This window comes from Deltaproteobacteria bacterium (genome assembly GCA_019309545.1).
Classification (GTDB): domain Bacteria; phylum Desulfobacterota; class Desulfobaccia; order Desulfobaccales; family Desulfobaccaceae; genus Desulfobacca_B.
On the sequence record JAFDGA010000008.1, the window covers coordinates 25390 to 37790 of the forward strand.

At 52.7% G+C, this 12401-nt stretch carries 13 protein-coding genes; 2 read left to right on the top strand and 11 right to left on the bottom strand.

Annotated features, from left to right (window positions below; translation table 11 throughout):
* Window positions 1–939 (top strand): hydroxymethylbilane synthase, encoded by a 939-nt coding sequence (gene hemC / locus JRG72_03790; GenBank protein ID MBW2134344.1) that lies wholly within the window; start codon window positions 1–3, stop codon window positions 937–939.
* A 65-nt stretch (window positions 940–1004) separates the two neighbouring features.
* Here hemC and JRG72_03795 read toward each other — a convergent pair whose 3' ends face one another.
* The 11 genes from JRG72_03795 to sppA form a co-directional block, all read right to left on the bottom strand.
* Window positions 1005–2771: an ArsB/NhaD family transporter gene (locus JRG72_03795; GenBank protein ID MBW2134345.1), complete on the bottom strand. Its 1767-nt coding sequence runs from the start codon at window positions 2769–2771 to the stop codon at window positions 1005–1007.
* Between the two features lie 146 nt (window positions 2772–2917).
* Window positions 2918–3415 (bottom strand): cation transporter, encoded by a 498-nt coding sequence (locus JRG72_03800; protein MBW2134346.1) that lies wholly within the window; start codon window positions 3413–3415, stop codon window positions 2918–2920.
* Window positions 3416–3431: 16 nt separating this feature from the next.
* Window positions 3432–4151, bottom strand: a complete 720-nt coding sequence (locus JRG72_03805; protein ID MBW2134347.1) for an SIMPL domain-containing protein — start codon at window positions 4149–4151, stop codon at window positions 3432–3434.
* Window positions 4152–4169: 18 nt separating this feature from the next.
* Complete coding sequence (locus tag JRG72_03810) at window positions 4170–5057, bottom strand: tetratricopeptide repeat protein (GenBank protein MBW2134348.1); 888 nt, start codon at window positions 5055–5057, stop codon at window positions 4170–4172.
* Window positions 5054–6076 carry an MCE family protein gene (locus JRG72_03815; GenBank protein MBW2134349.1) on the bottom strand — a complete coding sequence of 341 codons (1023 nt, stop codon included), beginning with the start codon at window positions 6074–6076 and terminating at the stop codon, window positions 5054–5056. Before JRG72_03815 ends, JRG72_03810 begins: the two co-directional genes overlap by 4 nt.
* A gap of 7 nt (window positions 6077–6083) precedes the next feature.
* Window positions 6084–6848, bottom strand: a complete 765-nt coding sequence (locus JRG72_03820; protein MBW2134350.1) for an ABC transporter ATP-binding protein — start codon at window positions 6846–6848, stop codon at window positions 6084–6086.
* Between the two features lie 41 nt (window positions 6849–6889).
* On the bottom strand, window positions 6890–7675 hold the full coding sequence (locus JRG72_03825; GenBank protein ID MBW2134351.1) for an ABC transporter permease: 786 nt from the start codon (window positions 7673–7675) through the stop codon (window positions 6890–6892).
* 137 nt (window positions 7676–7812) lie between these two features.
* Window positions 7813–9291 carry a hypothetical protein gene (locus tag JRG72_03830; GenBank protein ID MBW2134352.1) on the bottom strand — a complete coding sequence of 493 codons (1479 nt, stop codon included), beginning with the start codon at window positions 9289–9291 and terminating at the stop codon, window positions 7813–7815.
* Between the two features lie 305 nt (window positions 9292–9596).
* Window positions 9597–9896: a flagellar biosynthesis anti-sigma factor FlgM gene (locus tag JRG72_03835; GenBank protein MBW2134353.1), complete on the bottom strand. Its 300-nt coding sequence runs from the start codon at window positions 9894–9896 to the stop codon at window positions 9597–9599.
* Window positions 9897–10100: 204 nt separating this feature from the next.
* Window positions 10101–10325: a hypothetical protein gene (locus JRG72_03840; protein ID MBW2134354.1), complete on the bottom strand. Its 225-nt coding sequence runs from the start codon at window positions 10323–10325 to the stop codon at window positions 10101–10103.
* 81 nt (window positions 10326–10406) lie between these two features.
* Window positions 10407–11333, bottom strand: a complete 927-nt coding sequence (gene sppA, locus JRG72_03845) for a signal peptide peptidase SppA (GenBank protein MBW2134355.1) — start codon at window positions 11331–11333, stop codon at window positions 10407–10409.
* Between the two features lie 270 nt (window positions 11334–11603).
* Here sppA and JRG72_03850 point away from each other — a divergent pair, with 270 nt between their 5' ends.
* Window positions 11604–12335: an NAD-dependent deacylase gene (locus tag JRG72_03850; GenBank protein ID MBW2134356.1), complete on the top strand. Its 732-nt coding sequence runs from the start codon at window positions 11604–11606 to the stop codon at window positions 12333–12335.
* Window positions 12336–12401 lie beyond the last annotated feature (66 nt).

Genomic DNA, 12401 nt, shown 5'->3' on the forward strand with positions numbered 1-12401 from the left:
ATGACCGTCCAACTCCTTATCGGTACCCGCGGTAGCCCCCTGGCCCTGGCCCAGGCCCGCTGGGTCCAGGCCCGGTTAGAGGCTCACCATCCTCATTTACAGGTAACCCTTACCATTATCAAAACCACCGGAGATAAAATTCTGGATGTGCCCCTGGCCCAGGTGGGGGGCAAGGGACTGTTTACCAAGGAAATCGAACAGGCCCTGTTGGCCAGGGAAGTGGATTTGGGGGTGCACAGTATGAAAGATGTTCCGGCCGAGTTGCCCGCTGGATTGACGATCAGCACTATCACGACGCGCGAGGATTGGCGGGATGCCCTGATTTCGCATCGATATCCGCGGCTGGAGGATATTCCCGCCGGAGGCCGGATCGGCACCAGCAGCCTGCGCCGCCGGGCCCAACTGCTGCACCAGCGGCCGGATCTCAACATCGTGCCCCTAAGAGGTAACGTCGATACCCGACTTCGCAAACTGGCGGAGGAAAATCTGGACGCTATCATCCTGGCGGTGGCGGGCCTGAAGCGACTGGGACTCGAACATCTGATCACCAGCTACCTGCCAGCCCCGCAGATGCTTCCGGCCATTGGCCAGGGTGCCCTGGGATTGGAACTGCGGCGCCAGGATACCTGCTCCCAGGAACTGGTGGCCTGTCTCGATGATCCGGCTAGCCGGGTCGCGGTCCGGGCCGAACGCGCCTTTCTGGCCCGGCTCCAGGGCGGCTGTCAGGTGCCGGTGGCCGCCCTGGGTTTGCTGACGGAGGGCCGTCTGACCCTGGAGGGCCTGATCAGTGATCCAGAGGGGCGTCTGCTGCTCCGAGAGAAGGTAGAGGGGATCCCCAAGGACGCCGAAACCCTGGGAACTAGCCTGGCTGAATCCCTTCTGGACCAGGGCGGCCGGGAAATCCTCAGCCAAATCTATGGCCGGCCCCTAAATATTTAAGTTATGAAAATTGTTCACTGAAGTTGAGGGCAAGCGCAATATCGATTGTCCCGATTTTTCCAACCCTAAATTTTAAAAATCAGCAAATAAGCCGTGCCCAGAATGATAGTGATCAACATCGGCACAAAGCAGGCCCGTAGGTAGTAAAGAAAAGAGATGTGCACTCCGGCCCTTTCGGCCAGGCCCACAGTGACCACGTTGGCCGAGGCGCCGATCATGGTGCCGTTCCCCCCCAGGCAGGCCCCGAGGGCCAAAGACCACCACAGCACCCCGCTCTCTGCTCCCGGAATGGTCTCGTTCAAAAAGGCAATAATCGGCAGCATGGTGGCGGTAAAGGGAATATTATCCACAAAGGCCGAGGCCAGGGCCGATACCCAGAGCACCATCAGCACTGCCATAATTAATGACCCTTGGGAAACCCGGGCCACCCACTCGGCAATAACATGAATCAACCCGGTCGCTTCGGCTCCGGCCACGATAATAAATAGGCCGATAAAAAACATCAGAGTAGGCCACTCGATATCGTGTTCCAGCAGTTCGACGATATTTACCCGGGCAATGGTCAACAACAGTATGGCTCCGGTCAGGGCGGCGATGCAGGGTTCCATATGGAGCATACCGTGGATGACGAACAGGAAGATGGTAAAGACCAGGATGATTAAAGCCGTGGCTAGCAGCTTCCTGTCAGTAATGCGGTATTGCCGTCGCAGTTCAACGATAGTGCCTTCAACATCTTTGACTTCCGCGGTCAGATAAGCTTTTTTATACCAGTAAATGTAGTAAATCAAAGTGGCTAGCAGGCAGATGACAATGATGCCGGTCAGATTGACCACAAAATCGCCGAAACTGAGCCGGGCATAGGAGCCGATCATGATATTCGGGGGATCGCCGATCAGGGTGGCGGTGCCGCCCACATTGGAGGCAAATACTTCCGGAATTAAGAGGGTAATAGGGTTAATCTTCAGGGTCAAGGCGATCTCGATGGTTACCGGAATCAGCAGCAGCATGGTGGTAACATTATCTAGAAAGGCTGAGAGGACCGCGGTTACTATCATCAGTATGCCAGACAATAAAAAAATTTTGCCTCGGGCCAGGGCATAAGATTGACAGGCCAACCACTGGAACAGGCCGGTCTTTTTCAACACCCCGATAATCATCATCATGCCCATGAGCAGAAAGATGACATTCATGTCAATGGCCCGGACCGCATCCTCGAAGGAAATAATAAAATATTCCTTATTGAAGGTTCCCAGGGTATAGCTGATGAACAGGATCAGGGCCGCACCCAGCATGGCCGCTAAAGTCCGGTGCATCAGCTCGGCGGCGATAACCGCGTAAACCAGCACCAGAATGAGGGTGGCAATCCAGAAGGCGGGAGTAATCTGGCGACTCAGGGTGAGATGTTGCTGGGCCTGAAAGAGTCGATACCCCTCTTTATCCTGGCCGATTCTGAACAGCTTGGCCACCGTGGGGGATGGGGACTGCCAACCGGGCTTGTGCGCCTGGACCTCTACCTGGGCACCTGTCAGGATCCCGCCGGCAAGCTTGTATTCCCCCAGAAACTCCCCATGGTTGTCAGTAGTAAGGGTCTGCTTTCCCTCGATCGGCTTGATCGGCTGACCGTTGACCAAAATCTCTATTTCGGCCTCTTTGATACCCTTGCCTCGCTCATCCTCAACTTTACCGATCAGTCGGAGACGATCCCCCGGAGTCGCGCTGGCCGCGACCCCGGCTGAGATTAAGATGACCCCAGCGATGATCAAGCAGACCAGATATCGGCCGACAACTAAAGCTTTCCTTAGGATTACATCAAATTCTGGCGTATTTTCCATATAATGAAATACAAAATACCGCAGCGCTCACTATTGATCGTCCTGAGGTTCAGGCTGGGGTGAGGTTGAGGAAGTTGGGGTTTAAACAGTAACGTCCAGACGGAAGGGACAGATGCAAGTCTCGGAAATACAGTGGTTTTCTCCTCTTAGATAATAACCTGCCAGCCCGAACAATACTCCGACCGAGTATAGACATCGGTAAGCAGGTGGGCGGCATCAGCCTCCAGGGCTACCGAGTCAAAGCGACGGGCCGCCTTGTAGAGGTAGGTGGCGACCACCAGATTAAGCCCCGCCGATAGCCCCATTACCCCCATGGCAGTGCCCAGAAAACGGACCAGCACCGGATGAAACAACCGCTGTCCGGCCTGATAAAAGATGCCGGCCGCCACCCCAAAGATCAACAGGCCCTCCAGGAAGCCGCTCAGGTTTTCAAATTTCCCATGGCCGTAAGGGTGCTCCCGGTCAGGCGGCGACGCAGAAAATTTCAGAGCCAGCCAGGCCATAAGATCCAGGCTGCTGTGCAAGGCTTCGCTCAGAATGGCGGTACTGCCACTGAGCAGGGCTACCCCGGCCTTACCGGTGGTCAGGGTCAGGTTAGAAATGATGCTGATCAGCGCCGCTGGCTGGGGAGACTTAAAAAACATCGTTGCCTGGTTTGATCTAATCCGACAGGAAATACTCTATCGTTGAAACGACTCTGATCTTTTTGATATAAGGAGTATTACTGTCCCGATCTTTAATCTCGAACAGTCCCTGGCGGGCCCGTTTAATTTTACCCAGTTGACTCCCAGAATCTTTGGCAAACTTCTCGGCCACTTGTCGGGCCTCTTGGGTAGCCTTTTCGATCATGGCCGGTTTTAAATCATTTAACCGGGTAAACAAAAATTGTGGTTTGCTCTGATAGTTGCTGCCGGCAATGGCAATGCCGTGCTCTACCAGTTCCACGATTTTCTCCATGGTTTCCCTAACCTTAGCTACTTTGTCAGTATAAACCGTTATGGCCGAAAAGGCCGAGTAGCGATATTGGGTTTTGGAGGCGTCCACATATTCCTGGGCCTGGCGATCCAGGATGGCGGGAACGGATATTGATATTTCCTGCTCGCTAAAGCCGTGGTTTTTCAGAAATTCCATGACCAATGCATTATTTCGTTGAATAACCGTAAACAGATTGCTCAGATCATTATCAGCCACGGTAAATCTTATGGGCCAAATGGCGATATCGGCGGGCATTTCTTGTTCGGCCAAACCCTTAACCGTAACCGTTCTATCCTGAGCCTTTAGCCGGGTTACACTATCAGCCAAGAAATATCCCAGGATTATCAGACCCAAGCCTATGAACGCACCCAGAATCAGGGATTCCCATACTCTTTTATTATTCATAATCTCTCCCGGTTAACCTTAATGGGTGGAATCTGCAGTCAAAGACTCCAGAAGCAGGCATATCCTTTGGGCCTCTTGGGTTTTGCCCAAGGCCTTATAAAGCTGGCATAAGCGTTGGCCGTAGTCCTGAGCCGCGGCTTGATTGCCGGTAGCCAGATACAATTTGAACAGGCCGTCCAAGGCATCGATTACCCCGGGCACTGACTCCAAGCGGCGGAACTCTTGCAAGGCTGATTTTAAATCCATTTCAGCCTGAGAAAAATTCCCCAGTTCGAGATGAGTACGCCCCAGTCTTTCCAGACTTACGGCCCGTCCCCGGGCGGCTCCATAAGCTGTATTTAACTGCCGGGATTGCTCATAAAGGCTTAGGGCTTCATCATAGTCTTGCTGCTGGCGGGCCAAATCCCCCCGGTGGGTCAGAGTCAGAGCCAAGAGCCGCTCCAAACCTGGTAGCTGGGCCAGAGCCTGGGCCTCGGTATAGGCCGCCCTAGCTTGCTTAAGCTTTCCCTGGGCCTGCCAGAGGGTCCCGAGATTATTTAAAGTTTCAATGATGCCGGCCGCGTCGTCCTGTTGCCGATGCAATGCCAAGGCCTCCTTATAACATCTCTCGGCCTGGTCATATTGGCCCTGTTCCTGGTGGATAGCCCCCAGGTTATTGAGATTTGCGGCGATCCCGGGGATATGGTCGATTAACCGGTTAAGTCTGAGGGCCTGGGCAAATTTTTCCTGGGCCAGTTCCAGATTTCCCCGGGCATAATAATGGTAGCCGGTATCATTGGCATTGAGGGCGTCCTGGCGCAGGCCTACCCCAGGTTTGGGGGTTGGGGCGGCACAGCCCTGGAGCAGAATCAGTAAAACTGCTAATACTACACTGCCGTACCTCTGCCTAGCCCGGCTGGCTCTCACGGTCTATTGCTCCCTTGAATTTCCCGATCCAGGCGGATCGTCTTTTCTTCCTTTTTAGGGATATGACGGCGTAACAGCCAGCTCTTCTGGGCGGCTTGGGCCACATCATCGGCATCATTGATTAGCATCTGGCCACTATTAACTAATTCCGGCAACCCGGCCCCGGCCCGGTTTAAGTGGTCCAGAAAGTTTTCTCCTTTCTCCACCGCGACTGGCATTTTCTCCGCCATTTTGCGAAATTTGTCCGAGGCCTGACGGAAATTCTCCAGGGTGGCTTTAAGCGCTGCCATGGATTCTTGGGCCTCGGCCTTGAATTCCTGATCATGTAGCAGGGTCGCCAACAGACCCTCCTGGGTATTAAGGCTGGTGATGACCTTTTCGGTCCCGGAAATGGCCTGTCTCAGATCGTTATAGAGAGCAGGGTCATTGACCAGTTTGCCCAGGCTGCCCTGACCCTCGTTGATCTTAGTGGTGATATCTTTTAACTGATTGACCATTCGGTTTAAGGTGCCCTGTTCATCGGCCCAGGAAGCGGTGATCTTGTTCAGATTGGCCAAAATTTTTTGAATATCCTCTAAAGAAGGGGTGGCTCGTTCGATAAAAGTAGTAAGAGCTAAAGGTTCTATCGAAGAAATAGTACTGCCAGGCGGAAGCATCGCTACTTCGGGGGACCCGGAAGTAATGTCCAGGCACATATCCCCCAGGAGTCCGAGATAACCGATGGAAGCCTTGGAATCTTTCCGGATACGTTCGCGATATTCGGCCAGCACTTCAAACTCGACAATTATATTGCCTTTGGGATCGAAGGAAATCTTCCTCACACTGCCTACTGTTACCCCCGACAGGCGTACCTCCGCCCCTTCCTTTAAACCGCCGATGTTTTTGAACACGGTGCGATATTCCAGGCGTTTTTCAAACAAGCGCTCCTGCTGGGCGATGATTAGCACCATGGCCATGAGGAGCAACAAAGTGACCACTACAAAGACCCCGACAATAGTCTCATATTTCTTCTGGCTCATTGCTATCTCACTCCATCAGTGGGGTCGTGGCGAGGAAGCGTTTTACCTCGGGATTGGGGCAGGCATCCAGCTCCTGACAGGTTCCCACGAAGACAATCTTGCCGTCATATAGCATGGCCAGACGGTCGCCCACAAACCTGGCAGTACGGATGTCATGAGTTACCAAAATCGAGGTTACTTCCAGGGATTTTTGCAAATCCCGGATTAAATGGGCAATGCCGTCTGAAGTAATGGGGTCCAGCCCGGTAGTCGGTTCATCATAGATAATGATGTGCGGGTCCAAAGCCAGGGTCCGGGCCAGGGCCACCCGTCGTTGCATGCCCCCCGATAGGGCCGAAGGTTCCAGCTCCTCAACATCTTTAAGACCTACCAGGGCCAGTTTTTCTTTAACTATCTGATTAATGCGGGACGGAGGCAGACGGCTGTGATGGACCAGCGGGAAGGCGATATTCTCCCCGACGGTCATGGAATCGTATAGAGCTGAGCCTTGGAATAGATAACCCATCTGCAGACGCAGTCTATCCCAGTCTGCTTCATTCCGCAGTTTGGTGAGTTCCACACCGTTCAATATGATGGCCCCGGCGTCCGGGGTTTCCAATCCCACCAACATACTGGTTAATACTGATTTGCCGGCCCCGCTACGGCCTAACAGCACCAGGGTCTCACCACACCGGACCTCCAGATCGATCCCCTGGAGCACCGGTTTACCGTTGTAGGTCTTGTAAATGCCTTGGAAATAGATTAACGGCTCGCCTTTAGGTGGAAAAACCAGGTTCGGAGCCGATTGCGAAGTCACCGTCTATCTCTGAGTTCTCAAGGCCAGATGATTAGAGAAATCCGGGTTAAAAATACATCAGAGACCAAAACCAATAGCGATCCGGAAACTACCGCCGCTTTAGTGGACTGCCCCACCCCGAAAGTTCCATGAGAGGTATGATAACCATGAAAACAGCCCACGGTGCCGATGATGGCGCCAAAGACCACGGTCTTCAACACCCCCGGTATTACATCATTTAAACTGATATATTTTAAGGTAAGCTGGTAATAATACTTGGAGGTCAGCCCAACCTGGGTAACACCAATAACCCAGCCGCCCAGGATGCCCAAGATATCGGCTACCCCGGTAAGCAGGGGCATTACCAACATGCAGGCCAGTAAACGGGTGCTCACCAGGTACTTCATCGGATTAACGGCTGAGACCCGCATGGCATCAATCTGTCTGGTCACCCGCATAGAGCCTAGTTCGGCAGTCATCCCCGATCCGGCCCGACCCACCACCATGAGGGCGGTTAATACCGGGCCTAGTTCCCGGACCATGGACATCCCCACGATGGTGGCGATATAATTAGCCGCCCCAAACCAGGAGAGCACCCCCACTGTCTGCATGGCCAGTACCAGCCCCACCGAAAACGCGGCCACCGCCACCAGCGGCAGGGATTTGACCCCTAAGTGGAACATCTGGGCGATGACCTCCCGAAAGAACCAGGGAGGGCGGAACAGGGAAGTAAAGGCCTCGCCAAAAAACAGGGTCAGCCTTCCCATATAGTCCACGAAGCGGACCACGTTGTGGCCGGTGAGTTGAAGAAACCGATCTCGCAAGCTTAATTCCTAAGTGGGGGAAGATTATCCAATCTGCTTAAAACTATATAAGAATAGGGATTCTGTCAAGTCAAACCCGGACTTAGGAATCGCCCCGGATTTACTCAATGGGTTGCCCTCTGCTCGATCAAGCGTCCCTAGCGGTTATGGGTGGGTGGTGTATCGGATAACGGGGAAGAACTCCCGCGGGGCAAGAATAAGGCGCAACCGGAATCGCTATAGACCCGACGCCACTCGGTATGCTTTTGAAGCAGATCATGTATCTTGGAAGTAACCCTGATGACGATCATGTCGGGCGGGTAATGGGACAAGAACTGCTGCCAGTTAGGGCGACCATTGAGAAAATCAAAATATTCTAAACTAACTGCTTCCGGGTACACGGTTTCGTAGCGTCCGTCCAGGGCTACCAGGCACTGCGGATATAAGGTCCAGAACAGATATTCCCCCCATTCGAACCAGGTCAGAATATTTCCGGATAAATGATGCCTCTGGATGTAGTCGATCGCCCCCACCGGGTAATACATTTTGATCTTGGTGCCGTCCGGTTGTTCGGGCTGAGAAGGAATGGTTAGGTTTAGAGGCTGATGATGGATGAAGCGATAAGAGTTGAAGGCTATCAGACCCAAGGCCAGTAATATCAAAACCCTCCAATCTAAACGTTCGTGACCGGCCTTTATCCAAGGGATGGTCTTAAGACGTTCAAAAAAAGCGCTGACTAATACCGGAAGATATGCCCCTAATACAATCCAAAAAAGAGACAGGTGGCGAATGTGCTTCAATCCTAAATATAAGGATACTCCTACTACCAACCCCGCGGTAATCTCCCGCCAGCGGGCCCATATTATCAACAACGCGCCAAAAACGACGATGGACAGAATATAAACCAGTTCACCTAGACTAATAATGTCCTTCTGATAGCCCTTAATAACCGAGGCCCATTCCGTGATCTCAGGGCGCGGCATGGTGACCGCGTAGATGATATAGTGCCAATATTCCAGGCCGTAGGGGTTAATCAGGGTGGCCAACCCGGAAAGCAACAAAATCCCTAGGTAAGGCCACCAAGGTCGGCGGCTGAGGGCTTCTCCCAGAGTGTAAAGTCCCAGTAATCCCAACCCAGAGACAAATCCCCCATGCAGGTTACACCAGGGAATCTGGATCAGTACCAGCAGCCATAAACCGCGCCAGCGCCGGGTGAGCCGGGCTGTTTCTAAAAGGTAAATTGACAGCGCGAAAAAGAAAAAGGTGAATACCTGGGCCCGAACCGGACTGTAGCCTAATGAGAAGAAGCCACTGATTAGAAACAGCATAAATGCTGCGGCTGCCGGGGTGGCCCCGCGTCTTACCGCACTGAGATAAATAAGTCCGGCGGTGGCCAGGCCCAATCCATACCTGAGTAGCTGCAGACCAGTTGCCCCGAAGGTCTCATAAAGCGGAAAAAATATTACTCCGGTGAGCCATTCGTGATAGACCCAGGTTTCCAGGGTGGGAACATAGGAAAACACATCTTGATAGGGAAATTTGCCGGTCTCCCAGAATAGCCGGCCGAAGGCCATATAGCCCCACAGATCCGGGTCGGCCCCGGTTTTGGCCAGCCAATAGAGTAAAAAAGTTACCAAGCAGATGCTAAGGATAGCAGTTCCACAGGCTTTTTTTCGATTGATCCCGAGGTAAGCTAACCGGCCCTGGCCTGCAATTGCGTCTCGCCGTGGTTCTAGTGCCAAACTCGATGAGTCCCTGGCGTATTGCCAAATATTGAGGATTAATACCAAGTTGCGATCAAAAAGCTAAAATGCCCCCCTCACCCTCGCCCTCTGCCCCGCCAGCGGGGGAGAGGGGATAAAGGATAAAATTACTCATTTGAAAGCTAATCGGTATAAGATGGCTCCATCAAGAGTGAGGTCGGCTAGGAGGGAAAGACCACTCAGCGTTCCAAGATGGCATTGGCGATAATGGCATCGGCTACCTTAAGGCTATCAATTTGATAAGAATTATTCTGGATAGCCTTGGCAATTGCTCGCACTTTCTGGGCACGCCGTTCTAAGGTCTGGGCGATCAACTGGTTAGCCTTTTGCAGCCGCGATCGGGTTGGCAACTTAACAGGATTTATTTTATCAAGTTTATAAGTGGGTAAAGGTTTGGCTTCGGGTCTGATCTCGAAAGGGACGGCTTTATCAGTGCGGAGATTATTTAACCCGCTGCTATGGGCATAGTGTATTCTCATTGGCAATGCTCCTGATTCATCATGTTTACGGTTGTGAGCAGTGGTGTCTTAATTAAGTTAACATGCGTTTTTTCTCTAGTGCTTAGAGATTGCAGAAATAGTCGAAGTTCGTCCTCTGGTCTGGTCTTCTCAGCAGAGGCAATATTTAGCTGCTGTTCCCCTCGATATCAGGAACGATTTCCACATCAGGACCAACCTCCTGGATTAATCTGGCCAGAGCCGCTTTGCCGATGTTATTATATACTCCGGTGACAGTGACTTTTTCATCATATCTTGGGCAACCCAGTCGATGACCTGTTGGCGCATGATCCCTGGAAAGATTTGTTCCGGGGATTCCATGCCGGTGGCATAACGCTTTTTGAGCTTCCGACGCAGCTGCCGGCTATAGGCTCGCAGCACATTCTGGATCTGATAGCTGGTTATGGTCATGACTGGCCCTTTAACTTTACTTATCGGACCAAAGCCATAAATCTTGAAAACTTTATAGTACTTTGCTCATCAATCCAATTTTTATGGTGACCCTGCTCCTGGCCACCACAGGTAAAAAAATTCTGGCAATGATTCTATAGCCTTGGCTTCGGCCAGCCATTCCGGGAGACCAACCCTTGGCGGTCCCCCGGCCAGTAATAATGAATAAATATTGTTTACATAAGCCTCCGGACGATGATACCTAACCACCCGCGCCTCTTTCAACCCCGCCTGTTCCCGGGCTAATTCCAAGGCCTCATCCAGATAGCCGACCTTATCGATCAATCGATGGGTTAAGGCTTGAGAGGCGGTGAAAATGCGGCCATCGGCGCATTTTAAGACTTCGGATCGACTGAGCTGACGATTTTCGGCCACTACTGTCACAAAACGGCCGTAGAAATCATCGATGATCCCCTGCATCAGGAATTCCTCCTGGGAGGTGGCAGGTCGGAAGGGGGACCACAGATCCTTCAATTCTCCGGCTTTGACCAGTTCAGTATCCACGCCGAGTTTATCCATCAACCCCTTAACATTGAACTTTAAGGCCAACACCCCGATAGAGCCAATGATACTGGTAGGCTGGGCCACGATCGTATCAGCCGCCTGAGCTACATAGTAGCCTCCCGAGGCTGCCAGCCCCATCACCCAGGCAACCATTTTGACCTGATGGTCTTCTTTGAATTGCACCAGCTCATGGTAGATCAGGTCAGCGGCGTTAACCGTGCCCCCCGGACTATGCAGCCGCAGCACCACGGCCTTGACTCGCTTATCCTTAGAAGCCTTTTTTAGTTCCTCCTTGACCCGGGTGGGCAGACTGACCGGGCCCCCTAGCCCCAGCCAGCGGGTGGGGGACTGCTCCAGGAGCATCCCGGATATATCCAGCAATAGAATCTTATCCCGGCCCTGTCCGGCAACAACCTTTTCTTTCAGGGGAGCAGGCTCTTCCCACAGGGACACCTTAACCGTCACACAGCCAAGGCCTACTCCCCAAAGCACTATAATGGCAAAAATAAATCTAATCAAGCTCTTTGGCATAACGCTCATGATTCCCTCGAGCTTTATAGTTTGTATAGCTTTTATAATCTCAATTTATCCAGAAATGAAAGCAAATTTGTCACAATTTTTCAACTTTTCCTTGTCATTAGCACTTTTAAGGTTTTATGATTTTTAAAAACTACGTAGGGGGACCGAGAGACTATGGCAGAACCTAAAAGCCGTTATCAGTCCCGGGAAGCAAGCATGCAACAGTTGGCCAAGCGTCTGCAGAGCTCCCAGCGGGTGGTGGTCCTGACTGGGGCCGGAATCTCCCAGGAGAGCGGAATACCGACCTTTCGCGGCCCCGAAGGTCTGTGGCGGCAACATCGCCCGGAAGAGCTGGCTACCCCGGCGGCGTTTCGCCGAAATCCCCAACTGGTGTGGGAATGGTATGATTGGCGCCGCAGTCTGATCGCCACCAAACAGCCCAATCCGGCTCATCACGCTCTGGTTGCATTAGAAAACGAGACCCCCGAATTCACCTTAATAACTCAAAATGTCGATGGCTTACATGGGTTGGCGGGATCAAAGCGGCTGCTGGAGATTCATGGCAACCTCTGGCAGGTGCGTTGCCAGGAGTGTGGCCGGGTCCGCGAAGACCGGCGAGTGCCACTGCCGCTGTTGCCTTATTGTCCGGAATGCGGCGGCCTGTTGCGGCCTAATGTGGTGTGGTTCGGGGAGTCGCTCGATGAAACCATTCTGCGCCAGGCTCAGTTAGCTCTGCAACAGGCCCAGGTTATGCTGGTGGTCGGGACCTCGGCCGTGGTCCAACCCGCAGCTTCCTTTGCCTATTGGGCCCAGCAGGCGGGGGCTGCCATTGCGGAATTCAACCTGGAGCCGACGCCCTTGACTCAGCATGCAGACTGGGCCTTCTCCGGCCGGGCCGGAGAACTGTTGCCGCAACTGCTTACCCGGCTCAGGGCTGACCTGGCTTAATTTAATTAGCTTCCTTAAGACGCTAAATTGAAAACTTGAGAAACATCTAACTTGCTGATACTATGC